This is a genomic window from Janthinobacterium sp. SUN176, from assembly GCF_030587335.1.
In the GTDB taxonomy this organism is placed as follows: Bacteria; Pseudomonadota; Gammaproteobacteria; order Burkholderiales; family Burkholderiaceae_D; genus Janthinobacterium; species Janthinobacterium kumbetense.
Window position 1 is genome coordinate 116,222 of the sequence record NZ_JAPWIA010000007.1, and the last position, 20,238, is coordinate 136,459.

Consider the following 20,238-nt stretch of genomic DNA (forward strand, 5'->3'; position numbering starts at 1 on the left):
CCCCGCCACTTACGCACAAAGTTATCCACAGAAAGTGTGCGGAACTTTTTGCCTTGGACAAACATGGCCCGGCAAGCCGACATTGACCGATAAAAATGCCTTGCTACATTTTTGCGCACGGAAATAAAGAGCATAGGAATCAAGCGCTTAGTATGCCATGCATGGCCTTGCGCACAATCTTATCCACAAAAAATGTGCAGAACTCTGGCGCGGCGCCGGATTTATCCACCGGAATGCCTATGGCATGGCTTGCCTGAATTTTGCGCAGCATAAAAATAGCCATATAAATCAATGGTATAGCATCACATCGTGGGCCTTGCTCACAATCTTATCCACAGAATGTGTGCAAAACTGCATAAATCATTTCGCTTTTTCGCTTGCTTTTCCACCGCGCGGCCAGGCCGTTGCACTGCCTCATTTTTCAGCATTGAAAAAAACTCCTTTAAAATCAATGCTCTTGCATGGAGTCAATCTGCTTGCTCACAATCTTATCCACACTTTATGTGCGAAACTGCCTTTGCGGTGGAAAACTGCCGTTTCGAAGCGCAATCGGGCCGATAAAAGCCCGCTTTTCAGCGCTTGCCACATTTTTATGCATGGCAATAAAAACGATATAAATCAAAGTACTTAGCGCGTATCCTTGCGCTTGCACACAATCTTGTCCACAGATTGTGTGCAGAACTTTGACGGTCTCCCTGGCGTCGATTTCGTGCTCGCTGCCACTTTTTTACTCATTGATTTAATTTCTTTTAAAATCAATGACTTAGTTGAATTCCTCGGCTTTGCGCACAATCTTGTCCACAGTAAATGTGCAGAACTCTTGAATTCTTGATTTTATGACATTGACTCCTGTCGATAAGCTGCTATGCCTGTATTTTGCGCAGTACAATAATTCGCTTGTAAATCAAGGGCTTGCATGCTGGACTTCATGCTTGCTCACAATCTTATCCACACAAAGTGTGCAAAACCGGGTGTGCTTGGCGCACGCCCGCCGCGCCGTGTGGACAAGTGCCATGCGGGCGCCACTTGCCGCCGGCGCGGCAACGCGCTACATTGCGCCATTCCCGCGCGGACGTACAATCGGTCTTCGGCGCTCGGTACAATACAGGCTGTTCGGGCGGTCCATCGCCTTTCCTCTATCAGGAGTTTCTTTTGCTCGCTATATTTCAAGCCGCTGGCTGGCCCATCTGGCTGTTGTTGATCGCTTCCATCGTCGCCCTGGCCCTGATCATCGAGCGCCTGCTGTATTTGCGCCGCGTCAAGATACTGCCCCGCAAGCTGTTTGATGAAGTGGTGCAGGTGTATCGCAGCGGCAAGATCACGCCGGACACGGTGGCCAAGCTGGAAGACAACTCGCCGCTGGGCGTGGTGCTGGCCGCCGCCCTGCGCAACGTCGACGCGCCGCGCGAAGTGATGAAGGAATCGATCGAAGAGGCAGGCAGCGGCGTGGCTCACACGCTGGAACGTTTCCTGACGACCCTGGGCACCATCGCCACCCTGGCGCCGCTGATGGGGCTGTTCGGCACGGTGATCGGCATGATCGAGATTTTTGCCTCGCCCGGCGCCACCGCGTCGAACGCGGCGCTGTCGCACGGTATTTCCGTCGCCTTGTATAACACGGCGTTTGGCCTGGCCATCGCCATGCCGGCCCTGATTTTCTACCGCCACTTCCGCGCCCTCGTCGACAGCTTCGTCATTGACATGGAGCAACAAGCGGTCAAATTCGTCGACATCGTCCACAGTGGCCGCAAATGAACTTCCGCAAAGGCAAGGGGCGTGAAGACCCCGAAATCAACCTGATCCCGTTCATTGACGTGCTGCTGGTGATCCTGATCTTCCTCATGGTCAGCACCACCTACAGCAAGTTCACGGAGCTGCAGATCACCTTGCCGACGGCCGATGCCGAGCAAGCGAAGGACAAGCCGCAGCAGCTCGACGTCACCATCGATGCCAAGGGTAACTACACAGTCAACCGCGAACCCGTCTCGTTCCGCGACGTGGCCGGCCTGGCTGACGCCTTGCAGGATGCGGCCAAGGCGGCCAATGGCGGCAAGGCGCCCGCGCAGACGCCCGTGGTGGTGGTCAACGCCGACCAGTTCGCCATGCACCAGATGGTCATCCACGTGATGGAAGCGGCGCGCCTGGCCGGCTATGAAAAGCTGACGTTTGCGGCGCAGGCGGGCGGCAAGTAAGTTTCTACCGTTACCGGCAACAAAATTGGGGACTGACCCGCCGGGTCAGACCCCAGCCCTTTACCCTTCACCGCATGCCCACTTCCTCTCCCGCCAAGCTTGAATCCACTCTCACCCGCGCCTGGCTGACGCGCGGCCCGCTGGCGTGCGCGCTGTGGCCCGTGTCGCTGCTGTTCGGCGCCTTGAGCAGCGTCAGGCGCGGCCTGTACCGGGCCAACCTCCTGACATCGGCGCGCCTGCCCGTGCCCGTCGTCGTCGTCGGCAATATTTTCATCGGCGGCACGGGCAAGACGCCGCTGACGATCTGGCTGGTGCAAGCCTTGCGCGACGCGGGCATGCGCCCGGGCGTCATTTCGCGCGGCCATGGCAGCGCCGACCGCTTGCCGCGCGCCGTCAGCGCTGCCTCCACGCCGCAGCAGGTGGGCGACGAGCCGCTGCTGATCTTCCAGCGCGGCGGCTGCCCCGTGATGGTGGGGCGCGACCGCGCGCAAGCGGGCAGGGCGCTGCTGGCCGTGCACCCGGACGTCGACGTGCTGGTGACGGACGACGGCTTGCAGCATTACGCCTTGCAGCGCGACGTGGAAATCGTGCTGTTCGACGGCCGCGGCGCCGGCAATGGCTGGCTGCTGCCGGCTGGACCGCTGCGCGAATCGCCGCGCCGGCGGCGCGACGTGACGGTGATCAATGCGCCCGAGCTGGCGCCGGCACTGGTGGGCCAGGTCGCGCCGCAAGGCGGGCTGGTGGTGCAGATGCGGCTCGATGGCGGCGTGGCCGAGCGCATGCTGAACCGCGGCGAAAGCATGGCCCTTGCCGACCTGGCGGCCAGCGGCCGGCGCATCGTGGCGGCGGCCGGCATCGGCAATCCTCAGCGCTTCTTTACCATGCTGCGCGGGGCCGGACTGGACTTCACGGAGCTGCCCCTGCCCGACCACCACGACTTCCTCGACCAGCCATTTGCCGCCCTCGACACGGATGTGATCTTGATCACCGAGAAGGATGCAGTAAAATGTGCGCAAATTGAACATCTCAAAGATGACCCGAGACTGTGGGTCGTCCCCGTCAGTGCGCGCATCGATAGCGCGCTGGCCCAACAAATTGTGGAGAAATGTCGTGGACGCTCGACTGCTTGATATCCTGGTCTGCCCTGTTTGCAAGGGTCCGCTTGAACACGATAAGAAGGCGCAGGAACTGATTTGCCGCGCCGACCGTCTGGCCTATCCTATCCGCGATGGCATCCCCATCATGTGGGCGGACGAAGCGCGCACCCTGCAAGACGCAGTGGAATAACGATGGCGTTCATCGTCATCATCCCGGCCCGCCTGGCCTCGACGCGCCTGCCGGGCAAGCCGCTGGCCGACCTGGGCGGCAAACCCATGGTGGTGCGCGTGGCCGAGCAGGCGCTGCTCTCGGGCGCCGCGCGCGTCATCGTCGCCACCGACCATGACAGCATCCGTGCCGCCTGCGCCGAGCATGGCGTGGAAGTGTGCATGACGCGCAGCGACCATCCGTCGGGCACGGACCGCATCGCCGAAGTGGCGCGCACGCTCGGGCTGCCGCCGGACGCCGTCGTCGTCAACCTGCAGGGCGACGAACCGTTGATCGATCCGGCCCTGCTGGCCGCCTGCGCGGCGCAGATCAGCGCCGCCGTCCCCATGGCTACCTGCGCCCATCCGCTGCATGATGTGGCCGACGCGTTCAATCCGAATGTGGTGAAGGTCGTGCTGGACAAGAACGGCCGCGCCTTGTATTTCTCGCGCGCCACCATCCCGTGGCACCGCGACGGCTTCGCGCAGTCGAAAGACAGCTTGCCGGCAGGTTACGTGCCCCTGCGGCATATCGGCCTGTATGCGTACAGCAATGCGTTTTTGCAAGAATATCCGCAATTGTCCGCCTCGCCGCTGGAAGCCATCGAAGCGCTGGAGCAGCTGCGCGTGCTGTGGCACGGTGTTGCCATCGCCGTCTACGTGACCGATAGCGCCCCGGCCGCCGGTGTCGATACGCCGGAAGATCTTGCCAGGGTGCAAGCCCACTACGACGCCCTGTAAGCGCTACCCGCAAAACGGCAGGCGTGCAAATATAATTTTGTGCGCCTGCAGTAAAAACCACATTTTGAAACGTGCGCCGCGCGAATTGCTGGCTTTGATCAATCAGGGCATAGCAATTCGATAGCAAACTGGCGTTCCGGGGATTTTTTGTGGTAAGTTTCGTAGGGAAAGATAGCCTTAGCAACACCATCTAAAAAAAATTACACATACCACCATCCAAAATCTGTTTTTTAGGAACTTTTCAATGCGTCTGATACTTTTAGGAGCACCCGGTGCCGGCAAGGGCACCCAAGCTAATTTCATCAAAGAAAAATACAACATTCCACAAATCTCCACGGGCGACATGCTGCGCGCGGCGATCAAGGAAGGCTCCGAACTGGGCCTGGCAGCGAAAAAAGTCATGGATGCGGGCGGCCTCGTGTCGGACGACATCATGATCGGCCTGGTCAAGAATCGCCTGCAGGAAGCCGATTGCGCCAATGGCTACCTGTTCGACGGCTTCCCGCGCACCATCGCGCAAGCGGACGCCATGAAAGACGCCGGCATCAATGTCGACTACGTGCTGGAAATCGACGTGCCTGACGCGTCGATCATCGAGCGCATGGACGGCCGCCGCAGCCACCCGGGTTCGGGCCGCGTGTATCACGTCAAATTCAACCCGCCCAAGGTCGACGGCGTCGATGACATCACCGGCGAACCGCTGATCCAGCGCGACGACGACAAGGCGGAAACGGTCAAGAAGCGCCTGGACGTGTACCACAACCAGACCAAGGTCTTGTTGGGCTACTACAATGACTGGGCCAAGTCCGGCCTGCCAGGCGCACCGAAATACCGCCGCATCGCCGGCGTCGGTCCGGTCGAGCAAATCCGCGACAGCGCATTTGCCGCCCTGGCGGAATAAGCAGTTTATGAAAAGCGGACCTGAGTGTCCGCTTTTTTTGTGCCCGCTTTTCGCCAGCGGTGCCGCATCGTTTTCGTAGTTCAGGTTTTTTGCAGGTCGTGTTTTCCTGGCTGCGCGTGCCTACCCGGTGCGGTCTGCAGCTGTTGGCAATGACGTCGGATAAAAACAGAAGGGGACGATATGGCAGCCAGCTTGTGGTTTGCGGTAGCCTGCGGCGTGGTCGCAGTCATTTACGGTTTGGTGTCGCGCAGCTGGATCCTGAGGCAGGATCCCGGCAACGCGCGCATGCAGGAAATTGCCCTGGCCATCCAGCAGGGCGCGGCCGCCTACCTGGCGCGCCAGTACCGCACCATCGCCATCGTCGGCGTGGTGTTATTGATCGCCATCTATGCGCTGCTTGGCCTGCACACGGCGCTGGGCTTCTTGATCGGCGCCGTGCTGTCGGGCGCCTGCGGCTTCATCGGCATGAATGTCTCCGTGCGGGCCAATGTGCGCACGGCGCAGGCGGCCACCCTGGGCATCAACCAGGCGCTGAACGTGGCCTTCAAGGGCGGGGCGATCACGGGCATGCTGGTCGTCGGCCTGGGCCTGCTGGGCGTGACCCTGTTCTACTGGCTGCTGGCGACGACGGGCGCGCCCGGCCTCACGCAGCATGACCTGATCAAGCCCCTGATCGGCCTGGCCTTCGGCGCCTCGCTCATTTCCATCTTCGCGCGCCTCGGCGGCGGCATCTTTACCAAGGGCGCCGACGTGGGCGCGGACCTGGTGGGCAAGGTCGAGGCGGGCATCCCCGAGGACGATCCGCGCAACCCGGCCGTCATCGCCGACAACGTGGGCGACAACGTGGGCGACTGCGCCGGCATGGCGGCCGACCTGTTCGAAACCTATGTCGTGACCCTGATCGCCACCATGCTGCTGGGCGCACTGCTGATGGCAGAGGCCAGCAGCACGGCCATCATCTACCCGCTGCTGCTGGGCGCCGTCTCCATCCTCGCGTCCATCGTCGGCTGCTCGATGGTGAAGACGGCCCCCGGCAAGAAGATCATGTCGGCCCTGTACACGGGCCTGTGGTGGGCGGCCGGCCTGTCGCTGGTCGGTTTTGCCGTGGTGACGTGGCTGCTGTGGCCCGACGACGCCATGCGCTACAAGATGCTGGGCGCCACCGTCGTCGGCATCGTCCTCACGGGCCTGATGGTGTACATCACCGAGTACTACACGGGCACGGATTTCAAGCCCGTGCGCCACATCGCCGAAGCGTCGACGACGGGCCACGGCACGAATATCATTGCCGGCCTGGGTGTGTCGATGAAGTCCACGGCGTATCCGGTGCTGGCCGTCTGCGTCGCCATCCTGATATCGTATCAATTGGCGGGCCTGTACGGCATCGCCATCGCGGCCACTTCCATGCTGTCGATGGCGGGCATCATCGTCGCGCTCGACGCGTATGGCCCCATCACGGATAACGCGGGCGGCATCGCGGAAATGTCGGGCTTGCCCGACTCCGTGCGCGCCATCACCGATCCTTTGGATGCCGTCGGCAACACGACCAAGGCCGTCACCAAGGGCTACGCCATCGGCTCGGCGGGGCTGGCCGCGCTGGTGCTGTTCGCCGACTACACGCATGCGCTCGAATCCGTGGGCCAGCACATCACCTTCGATTTGTCGAACCCCATGGTCATCGTCGGCTTGTTCATCGGCGGCTTGATACCGTATCTGTTCGGCGCCATGGCGATGGAAGCCGTGGGCCGCGCGGCCGGCGCCGTGGTGGTGGAGGTGCGGCGCCAGTTCCGCGACATCAAGGGCATCATGGAAGGCACGGCGCGGCCAGAATACGACAAGGCCGTCGACATGCTGACGGCGTCGGCCATCCGCGAAATGATCGTGCCGTCGCTGCTGCCCGTGGTGGTGCCCATCGTCGTGGGCATGCTGCTGGGGCCTGCGGCGCTCGGTGGCTTGCTGATGGGGACGATCGTCACGGGCCTGTTCGTGGCCATTTCCATGACCACGGGCGGCGGCGCCTGGGACAATGCGAAGAAATACATCGAGGATGGCCATTTCGGCGGCAAGGGTTCGGACGCGCACAAGGCGGCCGTCACGGGCGACACGGTGGGCGACCCGTACAAGGATACGGCCGGGCCGGCAGTGAACCCCTTGATCAAGATCATCAATATCGTGGCCCTGCTGCTGGTGCCGCTGCTGCCGGCCACGGGCTGGCTGGCCGTCAAGGCGCCGGCGCCCATCCACGCGCCCGCGCCGCCCATCCTGGCGCCGGCGACACCCGTGCAAAGCTTGCCCGCGCAATAAACTGCGCCATCCCGGCAGCCCCGTGGCCAGCGCTGCGGGGCTGTTTGTATTTTGCGCAAATGAAACTTTCCTGCCGTCCATATCCTCGGCGTATCAAAGGTGAGCAATTGTTACGGCGCCTTTGCTTGTGCTGGCTCTCTGTCAATAATGGAATGAGCGTCACAGTTGGGCATGGAAGGCGGGAGGATGTCATGGACAGCATCAGCAGGAAGGGCGGCGCGCTGGCGGCGCTCTTGGTATTGGCGGTCACGGCGGGAGTGGCCCAGGCGGCGCCGGGCCGGCATGGCGGCTTTCACGGCGGCCACGGCCACTTCCATGGTCACTCGCACGTGGGCGTCTGGGTGGGATCGCCCTGGTGGTATGGCTACGGGCCGGGCTGGTATGGCGACCCGTGGTATGGCTATCCCTATCCATATGGGCGCACCCTGATCGTGCAGCCGCCGCCCGTGTACATCGAGCAGGGCGGCGAGCCGACGGCGCAGATGTGGTACTACTGCGCGAGGCCGCAGGGCTATTATCCCTATGTGAAAAATTGCAGTACGGCATGGCGTGCCGTGTTGCCGACCAGCGTGCGCTGACGGGGAGGCGATGATGAACACGAAAGCGTTGATGGGGCGTGCCGGCCTGCTGGCGCCCCTGCTGCTGGCCGCCTGCACGGTGATGCCGGAAGGGCCGTCGGCCACGGCCTTGCCCGGCACGGGCAAGAGCCTCGAGCAATTCCGCGTCGATGACGGCAGTTGCCGTGGCTACGCGCAGGCGCAGCTGGCCGGCCCGGGCGCGGCCGACAGTTCCTCGCATGGCATGCAGCGCAGCTACGATGATTCTTATCAAAAATGCATGTATGCGAGCGGCCACAAGGTGCTCGCGGCCGGGCGGATGCTGGGCAGCGTGCCGGCGAATGCCGCCACGCCGCCGCCCGATACGCCGCCGCCCCGGTACTAGCCGCTTAGAAGCGCGACGTCAGGCCGACGAACATGCGCCGTCCCGGCACGTAATAGTCGACCAGTCCATCGGCCGTCGGACCCTTCTTGAACAGGTTTTGCACGCCGCCGCGCACGGTCCATTGCGGCGTGACCTTGTACGACACGACGGTGTCGACGATGGTGTAGGCCTTGTCGGCCAGCTTGCCGGCGTCGAGTTCCTTGCCCGTGTACTGGGCCGATACTTCGCCGAACAGCTGGTCGTTGACTTGCCAGCCCAGCGCCGAGTACCACGACAGTTTCGGCGTCGACAGCAGGTTGGCGCCCGTGGTCAGGTTTTTCGCTTCCGCCATGTAGGTGACGTTGTTACGCCAGTTCAGGTTTTTCGTCAGCGGGATGGTGGCCGTCGCTTCCAGGCCGCTGGTGCGCGCCTTCTGGATATTCGTCATCTTGGTCCACCAGCGCTGCTGGTAAAAGCCCAGCGGCGCATAGTCGATCTTGTTCTTGAAATCCGTGTGGAACCAGGTCAGGCCCACATCCCAGCCATTCTGTTCCCACGCCACGCCGATCTCGCCGGCCGTGCTCGTTTCCGGCTTCAAGTCCGCATTGCCGGCCATGTAGCAGTCGCCCTTGATGTAGCCCAGCGGCTTGAGGCTGCCGCAACCGCGTCCGGCCGAGTTGGTCGCTGCCGCTGGCGAGTTTTCCTTCAGGCTCGGGGCGCGGAAGCCTTGCGAGATGCCGCCCTTGATGGTCCAGGCGGGGGCAGGGTGGTACACCAGGTACAGGCGCGGACTGTAATGGTTGCCGAACTTGCCGTGGTGATCGAGGCGCAAGCCGGCCGTGGCCGTCAAGTCCTCGCGCAGGAACAATTGATCTTCCGCAAACAGGGCCGAGGTGGTGCCGGACAGGGTCGCGCCGCTCACGGTGTTGCCCAGGTAATCGGTGGGTACGGTGCCGATGGTGTTCGTGTTCGTCAATTCCTGGTGCTTCCACTGGCCGCCCATCACCAGCATTTGCTCGATGCCGCCCCAGCCGACCCGTTTTTCCAGGCTGGCATCGAGCGTGCTGTCCTTGGATTTGGCCACCGTGCCGACGAATTGGTTGTCGAAATCGTTGTGATACAGGTTGACCGTGGTCTTGCCGAAGTCCCAGCGGCCTTCGTAGCCGAGGCTGACGCTCTTGCGTATCAGCTTGTTGGCGCCCCAGCTGGGAACCAGCGACTCGCCGTCCGCATCGCGTGTGCTCGAACCGCTGGCTTCCTGCCTGCCATAGCTGGCGTCCAGCGACAGGTTCTGTTTCTTGCCCAGCGCCCAGGTCAGCTGGCCCGAGACAGTCTGGTTGCGTTCGCCGCCGATGCCGCCCGCTTTGTCGAATTTTTCATCGGGATTCTGGCGCGTCTGGCTCACGCCCAGGCGCATGCCCACCGTGTCCGACAGGGGGCCGGCCAGGTTGACGCCCAGCTGGTGCGCCGTGCCGCGGTCGCTTTCCTGCGGTTGCGTGTAGTTGGCCGTGGCCGAACCGTTCCACTTGCCCGGCACCTTGCGCGTGATGATGTTGATCACGCCGCCCATGGCGTCCGAACCGTACAGCGACGACATGGGTCCGCGCACCACTTCGATGCGCTCAATCATGTCGGGCGAGATCCAGTTCAAGTCCTGGCGGCCCAGGTCGGGACGGTAAGCCGTGTCGCTCGAGCTGCCCACGCGCTTGCCGTCGACCAGGATCAGGGTGTATTTGTCGGGCAAACCGCGCAGCTTGATCTTCGACGCTTCGCCTTCGGGGCCGTTGCCGCCCGTCACGCCGGGGATACGGCGCAGCAAGGTATTCAAGTCATACACGGGCTGGCGCTCGATTTCCTCGCGCGTGATGACGCTGATGCTGGCCGGCGCATCCTTGATGTCGATGGCCGTGCCGGACGCCGTGACGACCACCGTGTTCATGGTGGGATCGGCGGCCACATTGCCTTCGGCCCAGGCGTTGCTGACGGCCAGCGAGAGCAGGCAGGGCAGGAGCAGGGCGGCGGAATGCATGGAGCGGCCGGGAGTGGAAACGGGGGCTGCGAAGGCGGGACTACGCTTGGTCATGGTGAACTTTCCGGATGTTGTTATTTCCTGGCTGCCTTCCGGGTGGCTCGGGTATGAATGAATGAAAAGAGTAAAAAATGCGCTCCCATCCTGCGAATGAGAATAAGAATCGTTCTTATTGTAATGCCATACTGGCAAGAAGGAAAGTGCTGAAAGGAAATAAAACACCGTTACGCTGTGCGCATGGCAGGTACAAGCGTGACAAATTGTTACCCGCGCTGGCATCTGGCGCGGCGTGTGCCAATAATGAAAGTTGCGATGGATGCTTGGGAGGCGGCATGAAGAGGCTGGCAAAAACGATATCGGCACTGGCGTGCTCCATGCTGCTCGCTGGCGGCCATGCCCGGGCGCAGGAGCAGGCGGCGCCTGCCGAGTCCTTGACTGAGCCTTTGCCCGTGTGCCAGCTCGACCCGCGCGACAGCGGCAAGCTGGCGGTGGAGCCGTGCCGCCCGGCGCCGCCCGTGCAGCCGCGCCGTTCCGTGGCGCAAGTGATCGGCCGCATGCCGGCGCAGCCTGCGTCACCGGTCGTGCCCATCGCGCCCCTGCCGCCCAGCCCGGCCGTGCCGATGCCGCGCGCGCCGCAGCCCATCGGCTCATGCGACTCAGGCGGTTGCCGCGATGCGGCAGGCGCGCGCTACAACGGCGCGGGCAACGCCACGCTCGATGCCAACGGGCGCATCTGCCACCGCAATGGCGCTTTCATGCAGTGTTTTTAACTTTCTCATTCGCCAGCGCTGCAAGTTTTCGCTCGGTGACCATAAAAATGGCTACAATTGTCGCCGACATTACGTTTACGTAAACGTAATGATGGCATCATGTATCAACCATCAGGCGCCGGGAACACGGCCCTTATCACTCAGGAGATTTCATGCAGATTCAGGACAATGTATTCATCATCACGGGCGGCGCATCGGGCTTGGGCGCCGCCACGGCGCGCATGCTGACGGCGGCCGGCGGCAAGGTCGTGCTGGCCGACGTGCAGACGGAAGCGGGCCAGGCGCTGGCCGCTGAACTCGGTGGCGTGTTCGTCCAGTGCGACGTGACGTCGGAAGAGGACGGCCTGGCCGTGGTGGCGGCAGCCACGAAGCTGGGCACCTTGCGCGGCCTGGTCAACTGCGCCGGCGTGGCGCCTGCCGTGAAAACCGTGGGCAAGGATGGCCCGCATCCGCTGGCCCTGTTCCAGAAGGTCGTCAACATCAACCTGGTGGGCACCTTCAATATGTGCCGCCTGGCGGCCGACGCCATGGCGAAACAGGATGCGACGGCCGAAGGCGAGCGCGGCATCATCATCAACACGGCTTCCGTGGCGGCCTACGATGGCCAGATTGGCCAGGCCGCGTATGCGTCGTCGAAGGCGGCCGTGGTGGGCCTGACCCTGCCGATGGCGCGCGACCTGTCGCGCAACGGCATCCGCGTGATGACGGTGGCGCCCGGCATTTTCGAAACACCGATGTTGCTGGGCATGCCGGCCGAAGTGCAGGATGCGCTGGGCAAGATGGTGCCGTTCCCTTCGCGCCTGGGCAAGCCGGGCGAATACGCGCAGCTGGTGAAAGCCATCGTGGAAAACGTCATGCTCAATGGCGAGACCATCCGCCTGGACGGCGCCATCCGCATGCAGCCCAAGTAAGGGGCAGTGCCCTGACGGGCATTTGATGTAGGATACCCCCGTATGGGGCGTACAGCCTTGCCTTGCTGTGCGTCCTTTTTTTATCGGAGAATCCATGATCATATTGAAGCCGCTGGCACTGAGCCTGACCTTGCTGGGAGCCCTCGCTGCCAGTCCCGCATTTGCCGAGGTGCCGCAAAAGGCGCCGGAAATCGCCACCGCGTATGCGGAGAAATCGGGTTGGGCGGCACAGAAATTCATGGTCGCCGCTGCCAATCCGCTGGCCGCCGATGCCGGCTACCAGATGCTGAAAAAGGGCGGCAGCGCCATCGACGCGGCCATCGCCACGCAGCTGGTCCTCACCCTGGTCGAGCCGCAATCGTCGGGCATCGGCGGCGGCGCCTTTTTGCTGTACTCCACGGCCAAGGGCGTGCAAGCGTTCGACGGGCGCGAAACGGCGCCTGCCAGCGCCGATGAACACCTGTTCCAGAATGCCGACGGCAGTCCCGTCTCGCGCGCCACGGGCGTGGTGGGCGGGCGTTCCGTGGGCGCGCCGGGCGTGCTGCGCATGCTGGAACTGGCGCACAAGGAGCACGGCAAGCTGCCGTGGGCGACCCTGTTCGGCCCCGCCATCAAGCTGGCGCACGGCGGCTTTCCCGTCAGCCAGCGCCTCAACGGCCTGCTGAACTGGGACCAGGCCCTGAAGCGCGACCCGGTCGCCGCCGCGTATTTCTATGATCCGGACGGCAAGGCATGGCCCGTCGGCCACGTGCTGAAAAACCCGCAGCTGGCGCGCACCCTGCGCGAGATCGCCCGTGGCGGCGCCGACGCGTTTTACAACGGCCGCATCGCGCGCGACATCGCCGCCAAGGTGGCGGCGCATCCGACCAATCCGGGCAAGCTGACGGCGCAGGACATCGCCGGCTACCGCGCCAAGGTGCGCGAACCCGTCTGCAGCGATTACAAGGCCTGGACCGTGTGCGGCATGCCGCCGCCATCGTCGGGCGGCATCGCCATCGCGCAGATGCTGGGCATGCTGGAAGTGAAGGATATCCGGCCGTATGCGCCCGTCGACGGCGTGCTCGATGCGCAGGCGATCCACCTGTTCTCGGAAGCGGGGCGCCTGGCTTACGCGGACCGCAACCGCTACGTGGCGGACACGGACTTCGTGCCGCTGCCGGGCAATGGCGTCGCCTCGATGCTGGATAAAACCTATCTGGCGCAGCGCGCCTCGCTGATCGGCGACAAATCCATGGGCAAGGCCATGCCTGGCACGCCGCCGGGCATGCAGGTGGCGTGGGGCATGGACAACGCCTTGCAGCGCCCGTCGACCTCGCACCTGGTGGCGGTGGACGCTTTTGGGGGCGGCCTGTCGATGACCACCAGCGTGGAAGACGCGTTCGGTTCGCGCCAGATGGTCGACGGCTTTTTGCTGAATAACCAGCTGACGGATTTCTCGTTCGATTCGCGCGATGCCGACGGCCCCATCGCCAACCGGGTCGAAGCGGGCAAGCGTCCGCGCAGCGCCATGTCGCCCACCCTCGTGTTCGAGAAGGGCACGCACAAGCTGGTGCTGGCGACGGGTTCGCCCGGCGGTTCGTCCATCATCAACTATGTCGCCAAGGTGCTGGTCGGCACCATGGACTGGGGCTTGAACGTACAGCAAGCGATCAGCCTGCCGAACTTCGGCAGCCGCAATGGCCCGACGGAGCTGGAAAAGGGCCGCGCGCCCGCCGCGCAAGTCGAGGCGCTGCAAGCGATGGGCCACGAGGTGCGCGTGATCGAACAGAACTCGGGCTTGCAGGGCATCATGCGGCTGAATGCGCATGGCAAGGATTTCTGGTTTGGCGGCGCCGATCCACGTCGTGAAGGCATGGTCAAGGGAGATTGAAACTTTTCCACAAAGTATCAAGACCCTGCTAATCTGCCGGCATGGGAATGCAAAATAAAACAGGCTTGATACTCACGGGAGGAGGCGCCCGTGCCGCCTATCAGGTGGGCGTGCTGCAGGCGATTTCGGCGATTTTGTGGGAAGCGGGCTGGGCGCCGGCGCGCAATCCGTTCGACATCATCTGCGGCACCTCGGCCGGCGCCATCAACGCCACGGCGCTGGCCTGCCGTGCCGATAACTTCGGCGAAGGCGTGCAAAAGCTGCTAGACGTGTGGCAGCACATCGAAGTCGAGCAAGTCTACCGGGCCGATTCGCTGGGCGTGATCCGCTCGGGCGCGCGCTGGCTGTCGCTGCTGTCGTTCGGCTGGCTGCTGCGCCAGTGGCACGCATCGCCGCCCAGTTCCCTGCTCGACAACACGCCGCTGGTCAGCCTGCTGCACCGCATGCTCGACCTGCCGCGCCTGGACGCGGCCCTGGCCGACGGCCTGCTGCATGCGCTGGCCGTGACGGCGTCGTCGTACTCGGGCAGCCGCCACATGACGTTTTACCAGACGGCCGAGGATATCGCGCCCTGGGTGCGCACGCAGCGCCTGGCCCTGCCGGACCAGATCGGCGTGGAGCACTTGCTCGCCTCGGCCGCCATCCCCTTCATCTTTCCCGCCGTGCCCCTGTACGTGGGCGGCCAGCGCGAATACTGCGGCGACGGTTCCATGCGCCAGCTGGCGCCGATCTCGCCGGCGATCCACCTGGGCGCGAACAAGGTGCTGGTGGTGGGGGCGGGACGGATGACGGAACCGGCGCCCGCCGCGTCCGAAGCGGCACGCTACCCGAGCCTGGCGCAGATTGCCGGCCACGCGCTGTCGTCGATCTTCCTCGATGGGCTGGCCGTCGACATCGAGCGTCTGAACCGCATCAACCTGACCCTGTCGATGCTGCCGCCCGAATTGCTGGGCAAGACGGCCTTGCGGCCCGTGGAATTGCTGGTCATCGCGCCGTCCGAGCGGCTCGACGCCATCGCCAGCCGGCATATCGGCAGTTTGCCCCGCCCCATCCGCACCATGTTGTCGGGTATCGGCGCGGCCGAAGCGCGCGGCGCGGCGCTGGCATCGTATTTATTGTTCGAATCGACGTATACTAACGAGCTGATCCGTCTTGGACAGCGCGATACGCAAGCCCGCAAGGATGATGTCCTGGCGTTCTTTGGTTCCTGAGACGGCCCCTGGAGCGGTGTGCGGGTTTTTCGCGTTTTTTTTGACAGGACGATTGTGCTGGTATTTCGACGTGTTTGCGATGTTGCTTTACTGTTAATTCTGCTGATGGGCGTCCCGGCCGCGGCGGCGCCTGCGCCCACCCTGCGTTTCGACCAGCTCAGCGTCGACCAGGGTCTGGCGCAGGAATCGGTGCTGGCCATCGCCCAGGACCGGCAGGGCTATATGTGGTTCGGCAGCCAGTCTGGCCTGAGCCGCTACGATGGCTACCGCATGGTCGTCTACAAGAATATCGAGGGCGACAAGACCAGCCTGGCCGACAATTGGGTGGGCGAGCTGCATGTCGATAGCCAGGGCCAGCTGTGGATCGGCACCGACAATGGGCTGGACCGCTTCGACGCCGCCAGCCAGACCTTCATCCATTACGTTCCGGCCGAAAAGAGCAAGCGCGGCAACGGCAACCGGCATATCCACGCCATCCTCGACGATGGCGCGCGCGGCTTCTGGATCGCCACCTCGGACGGCTTGCAGCATTTCGACCCGGCCACGGGCACCTTCCGCACCTGGCACCATGAAGAGGGCAATCCGCACAGCCTGGGCGACAATGAAATCAAGGCGCTGGCGCTGGACGCGCAACAGCGCCTGTGGATCGGCACGGTAACGGGCCTGGACATGCTGGCGCCGGGCAGCGAGCGCTTCGAGCATTTTGCCGTCGACACGGAGCCTGGCTCGAAATACAACGTGATCCAGTCGCTGCTGATCGACCGCCAGCAGAACCTGTGGATTGGCACCATGGCCGGCGCCGAGCGCTGGCGCCTGGGCGGCGCCGGCCAGCCGCCGCAGGCGCGCGTGCGCTTCGGCGAGAAGCATGGCTTTTCCGCCATCCGCGTCGCCAGCCTGTACCAGGATGTCGACGCCACCGTCTGGCTGGGCAGCAATGCCGATGGCCTGTTCCGCTGGCTGCCCGGCAGCGGCACCTTCCTGCAATACCGGCATCAGACGGGCGACAAATTCAGCGTCGCCGACAACCAGCTGTCGTCGCTGTACCGCGACCGCGCGGGCACCTTCTGGGTCGGCTCCTGGTACAGCGGCGTGAGCCGGGTCGACCTGGGCAGTGGCGGCTTTTCGCGCATGGCGCGCGCGCCCGGCGACGTGGGCGCGCTGGCGGACAAGAAAGTGCGCGCCGTGGCCGATGCGGGCGATGGCAAGCTGTGGCTGGCCACCAAGGGCGGCCTGAAACTGTACGACACGCGCGACGGCAGCTCGCGGCTGTTCGACTTGCGCAGCTCGCCCGGCATGTCGCGCGACGAGCAGGTCACGACCCTGTACAAGGCGCCGGACGGCGTGCTGTGGGTGGGCGGCTCGACGGGTTTGCACCGCTTCGATCCGGCCCTCGGGCGTTTTTTTACCATGCGCTTTGCCGCCGGCGACCCGAACAGCGACACGATCCGCAATATCGTGAGCGACCGCAGCGGCATGCTGTGGGTCTCGACGCGGGGCGGCGTGCACCGCTTCGACCCCGTCAGCCGCCGCTTTACCACCTACCGCCACGACCCGGCCAACTCGAACAGCCTGTCCGACAACATGGTGCGGCCCGTGCTGGAAGACGGCAAGGGGCGCTTGTGGATAGGTTCCTTCCACGGCCTGGACTTGCTGGACCGCGCCAGCGGCCACTTCCGCCATTTCCGCCACGATCCGCAAAACCCGCATAGCCTGAGCCATGACGAGGTGCATTTCCTGCACGAGGACAAGCGCGGCGTGCTGTGGGTGGGCACGGCCAATGGCTTGAACCGTATGGACGTCGACGCCAAGGGCGAGATCCGCTTCCGCCGCTTCGTGCGCAAGGATGGCATGGCCGACGACGCCGTCGCCAGCATTCTCGGCGACGACAACGAGCAGCTGTGGCTGAGCACGAACAGCGGCATCACGCGGCTCGACATGCGCAGCGGCCTGTTCCGCAATTACGACAGCGCCGATGGCACCGTGGAAGGCTCGTATTTCGATGGCGCGGCCCTGCGCGCGGCCGATGGCACCATGTATTTCGGCGGCTTCAACGGCATGACGGCGTTTGTGCCGCAGGATATCCACGACAACCGCGTGCCGCCGCTGGTGGCCATCACGGAGCTGCAGATATTCAACAAGCCGGTGGCCATCGGCCGCGGTGAGTTCGCGCACGTGCTCAATGCGGCGATCGACCACACGCGCAACCTGGTGCTGACCAGCCGCGAAAGCGTCTTTTCGCTGGAATTCGCGGCCCTGCATTTCGCCGCGCCCCAGCGCAACATGTTCGCCTACCGGCTCGAAGGCTTCGACCAGGACTGGGTCATGACGGATGCGGGGCGGCGCTTTGCCACCTACACCAACCTCGATGCCGGCAACTACGTGTTTCGCGTCAAGGCGGCCAACAAGGACGGCGTGTGGAACGAGAGCGGCGCTACCCTGGCCATCACGATCCTGCCGCCGTTCTGGAAAACCTGGTGGTTCCGCACCCTGATGGCGGCGCTGCTGCTGGGCGCCATATATGGCGCGTACCGCCAGCGCGTGCGCGCGCTGCGGCATCAGCAGAATGAACTGGAAAAGCAGGTCAGCGAACGCACGGCGGAGTTGCAGAGCAAGGAAATCGAAGTGCTGGCCCAGTCGGAAAAGCTGGCGCAAGTCAACAGCAGCCTGACGAAAAACGAAGAAAGCCTGCGCCAGGCCAAGCGCAAGGCCGAGGACGCGACGCGCCAGAAGTCGGAATTCCTGGCCAACATGAGCCACGAGATGCGCACGCCGCTGGCCGGCGTGATCGGCATGCTGGGCTTTGCCCTGCGCGACGAGCAGCTGCACGACGCCACGCGCGAGCAGATCCTGCGCGGCCAGGCCAACGCCCAGTCGCTGCTGGTGATCATCAATGACTTGCTCGATTTTTCCAAGATCGAGGCGGGCAAGCTGAGTATCGAAAACATCGACTTCGCGCTCGGCGCGGCGATCGAGACGGTCGTCACCCTGTTCGAGGAGCAGGCTGCCGCGCGCAGCATCGGTTTCGCCATCGATTTCGCGCCCGACCTGCCGCCCTTCGTGGTGGGCGACCCGACCCGCTTGCGCCAGGTGCTGGTCAACCTGGTCGGCAATGCCTTCAAGTTCACCCAGCGCGGCGGCGTCAGCCTGAGCGTCGAACGGGCCGGCGTGGCCAGCGGCAGCGGCGGACGCAAGGTCAACCTGATCCGCTTTACCGTCAGCGACAGCGGCATCGGCATCGATGCCGAGGCCATGGCGCGGCTGTTCCAGAAATTCGAGCAGGCCGACGCCAGCACCACGCGGCGCTACGGCGGCACGGGACTGGGCCTGGCGATCTGCCGCCAGCTGGTCGAACTGATGGATGGCCAGATCGAGGTGGCCAGCACGCCGGGGCAGGGCAGTACCTTTGCCTTCACCTTGCCGCTGGCCGATGGCGTGGCGCCGCCGCTGGTGCCGCAGGTGGCGCTGGCGCCGCACAGCCACCAGTTGCGCGTGCTGTGCGCGGAAGACTTCCCCACCAACCAGATCATCATCCGCGTCATGCTCGAAGAGCTGGGGCACCGGGTCGACGTGGTTGCCAACGGCGTGCTGGCGGTGGCGGCTTGCGTGCATACGCGCTATGACCTGATCCTGATGGACGGGCGCATGCCGGAGATGGACGGCGCCACGGCGACGCGCCTGATCCGTGTGGGCGGCTGGCCGGACCAGCCCGTGCGCGACCAGGAATTGATGATCGTGGCCCTGACGGCGAACGCCAGCGAAGAAGACCGCAGCCGCTATCTTGGCGTCGGCATGGATGATTTCCTCAGCAAACCCGTCGACGAGGCGGTGCTGCATGGCTTGCTGGCGCGCGCCATCGAGCGCCAGCTGCAGCGCGGTTTCATGTTGCCGCGCATGCCGTCGAACGCGCCGCGCGGCACGGCGCGGGGACAGGCCGAACTCGACGCCCTGTTCGGCATCGCGCCGGCACTTCCCGTCGCGGCGCCTTCCCAGTCCATTCGCAGCGGCGAACTGCAACGGCGCATCCGCGTCGCCTTCGTCGCCGACCTGGAAGGGCGTTTGCGTGAACTCGACGACGCCCTGGCGGCGCAGGACAAGGACAACGCCGGGCGCCTGCTGCACGGTTTGAAGGGCAGCGCCGCCTACCTCGATGAAACGCAGCTGCACATGCTGTGCACGGAAATGGAAGAAGCGGCGGACGGCGGGCGCTGGACGCAGGTGGCCCTGCATTTGCCGCAATTGCGCGCACTGTTGGCGCAAATAGCCGTTTCGGGCAAGGAAATGTAAAATAGGCAATGCCGGCCATGGAGCGCGCGGCGAAACTGGGTAGAATACGGCCAGGCACCGAGACGCTGCCGCCAATGGAGAAAGCAATGAAAGTACTGGTGGTTGACGATGATGTCGTGTCGCGCATGGTATTGATGCATCTGATCGACAGCTGTGGCGTGCACGATATCGTGGAAGCCGAAGATGGCGCGGCGGCGTGGGAACAGCTCGAAGGCGGCTTGCGCCCGTCGCTGTGCTTCTGCGACTTGCGCATGCCGCGCCTGTCCGGCATGGAGCTGCTGCAGAAAATCCGCTCCGACAGCGCGCTTGATGCCATGCCGCTGGTGCTCGTGTCGTCGGCCAATGACCAGGACACGGTGCGCGACGCCGTGCAGGCCGGCGCCGCCGGCTACATCGTCAAGCCTTTCCAGCCGGAGCAGGTGCGCCAGCATATCGATGCCTGCTTCGACGTCTCGGCCTTGCCGGCCGAGGCGCCGCGCGACACCTTGCAGCGGCTGGGCATCGACAGCGAACGCCTGCTGGCGTATCTGACGGGCTTTCAGGGACAGATAGTCGCCGCCAGCGAACAGGTCGACGCCTTGCTGGCGCGCGGCGAACCGGCCCAGGCGCGCCAGCAGCTCGAACGGCTGCACCTCGGTTGCCGCACCCTGGGGTTACATGGCGCGGAAGCCGGGATGATGGCCCTGCTGCAGGCCTCGGTGCTCGATGGCGACCAGATGCAGACGGCGCTGGCCGCGCTGGCGCGCAGCGTGGCGCAGCAGGCGCGCCTGCTGCGGCAACAGGACGGGATCGACTGAATC

The 20,238-nt window shown here is 64.1% G+C and carries 17 protein-coding genes; 16 read left to right on the forward strand and 1 reads right to left on the reverse strand.

Annotated elements, in window-relative coordinates; translation table 11 throughout:
- The first annotated feature begins 157 nt into the window (after window positions 1–157).
- From O3299_RS27125 to O3299_RS27170, 10 genes are all read left to right on the forward strand, one after another.
- Window positions 158–631 carry a hypothetical protein gene (locus O3299_RS27125; protein WP_305063615.1) on the forward strand — a complete coding sequence of 158 codons (474 nt, stop codon included), beginning with the start codon at window positions 158–160 and terminating at the stop codon, window positions 629–631.
- 521 nt (window positions 632–1,152) lie between these two features.
- Window positions 1,153–1,755 carry a MotA/TolQ/ExbB proton channel family protein gene (locus tag O3299_RS27130; protein ID WP_251349991.1) on the forward strand — a complete coding sequence of 201 codons (603 nt, stop codon included), beginning with the start codon at window positions 1,153–1,155 and terminating at the stop codon, window positions 1,753–1,755.
- Entirely contained in the window at window positions 1,752–2,192 is a 441-nt protein-coding gene (locus tag O3299_RS27135; protein WP_035825768.1) for a biopolymer transporter ExbD, read from the forward strand. The genes O3299_RS27130 and O3299_RS27135 overlap by 4 nt, the downstream gene beginning before the upstream one ends.
- Window positions 2,193–2,266: 74 nt before the next feature.
- On the forward strand, window positions 2,267–3,322 hold the full coding sequence (gene lpxK / locus O3299_RS27140) for a tetraacyldisaccharide 4'-kinase (protein WP_305063616.1): 1,056 nt from the start codon (window positions 2,267–2,269) through the stop codon (window positions 3,320–3,322).
- Window positions 3,303–3,479 (forward strand): Trm112 family protein, encoded by a 177-nt coding sequence (locus tag O3299_RS27145; protein WP_010395789.1) that lies wholly within the window; start codon window positions 3,303–3,305, stop codon window positions 3,477–3,479. The genes lpxK and O3299_RS27145 overlap by 20 nt, the downstream gene beginning before the upstream one ends.
- 2 nt (window positions 3,480–3,481) lie before the next feature.
- The gene (kdsB, locus tag O3299_RS27150; protein ID WP_305063617.1) at window positions 3,482–4,237 is read left to right on the forward strand and encodes a 3-deoxy-manno-octulosonate cytidylyltransferase; all 756 of its coding nucleotides are present in this window, start codon (window positions 3,482–3,484) and stop codon (window positions 4,235–4,237) included.
- A gap of 244 nt (window positions 4,238–4,481) precedes the next feature.
- Entirely contained in the window at window positions 4,482–5,138 is a 657-nt protein-coding gene (gene adk, locus O3299_RS27155) for an adenylate kinase (protein WP_077400901.1), read from the forward strand.
- Window positions 5,139–5,318: 180 nt separating this feature from the next.
- Complete coding sequence (locus O3299_RS27160; protein WP_099665098.1) at window positions 5,319–7,442, forward strand: sodium-translocating pyrophosphatase; 2,124 nt, start codon at window positions 5,319–5,321, stop codon at window positions 7,440–7,442.
- Between the two features lie 191 nt (window positions 7,443–7,633).
- Window positions 7,634–8,020: a hypothetical protein gene (locus tag O3299_RS27165; protein WP_305063618.1), complete on the forward strand. Its 387-nt coding sequence runs from the start codon at window positions 7,634–7,636 to the stop codon at window positions 8,018–8,020.
- A 13-nt stretch (window positions 8,021–8,033) separates the two neighbouring features.
- Window positions 8,034–8,384 (forward strand): glycine zipper family protein, encoded by a 351-nt coding sequence (locus O3299_RS27170; protein WP_305063619.1) that lies wholly within the window; start codon window positions 8,034–8,036, stop codon window positions 8,382–8,384.
- 4 nt (window positions 8,385–8,388) lie between these two features.
- Here the strand turns inward: O3299_RS27170 and O3299_RS27175 are convergent, their stop codons facing one another.
- Window positions 8,389–10,446: a TonB-dependent receptor domain-containing protein gene (locus O3299_RS27175; protein WP_305063620.1), complete on the reverse strand. Its 2,058-nt coding sequence runs from the start codon at window positions 10,444–10,446 to the stop codon at window positions 8,389–8,391.
- Between the two features lie 278 nt (window positions 10,447–10,724).
- Between O3299_RS27175 and O3299_RS27180 the strand changes: the two genes are divergently transcribed.
- The 6 genes from O3299_RS27180 (at window position 10,725) to O3299_RS27205 (ending at window position 20,235) form a co-directional block, all read left to right on the forward strand.
- The gene (locus O3299_RS27180; RefSeq protein ID WP_099665095.1) at window positions 10,725–11,162 is read left to right on the forward strand and encodes a hypothetical protein; all 438 of its coding nucleotides are present in this window, start codon (window positions 10,725–10,727) and stop codon (window positions 11,160–11,162) included.
- Window positions 11,163–11,314: 152 nt separating this feature from the next.
- Window positions 11,315–12,073 carry a 3-hydroxyacyl-CoA dehydrogenase gene (locus O3299_RS27185; RefSeq protein WP_099665094.1) on the forward strand — a complete coding sequence of 253 codons (759 nt, stop codon included), beginning with the start codon at window positions 11,315–11,317 and terminating at the stop codon, window positions 12,071–12,073.
- Between the two features lie 94 nt (window positions 12,074–12,167).
- Window positions 12,168–13,943, forward strand: coding sequence for a gamma-glutamyltransferase (gene ggt, locus O3299_RS27190; RefSeq protein WP_305054467.1), 1,776 nt, complete (start codon window positions 12,168–12,170; stop codon window positions 13,941–13,943).
- A 41-nt stretch (window positions 13,944–13,984) separates the two neighbouring features.
- Complete coding sequence (locus O3299_RS27195; RefSeq protein ID WP_034751717.1) at window positions 13,985–15,154, forward strand: patatin-like phospholipase family protein; 1,170 nt, start codon at window positions 13,985–13,987, stop codon at window positions 15,152–15,154.
- 105 nt (window positions 15,155–15,259) lie between these two features.
- Complete coding sequence (locus tag O3299_RS27200) at window positions 15,260–19,438, forward strand: two-component regulator propeller domain-containing protein (RefSeq protein WP_305063621.1); 4,179 nt, start codon at window positions 15,260–15,262, stop codon at window positions 19,436–19,438.
- A gap of 86 nt (window positions 19,439–19,524) precedes the next feature.
- Window positions 19,525–20,235, forward strand: a complete 711-nt coding sequence (locus O3299_RS27205) for a response regulator (protein ID WP_077400918.1) — start codon at window positions 19,525–19,527, stop codon at window positions 20,233–20,235.
- Window positions 20,236–20,238 lie beyond the last annotated feature (3 nt).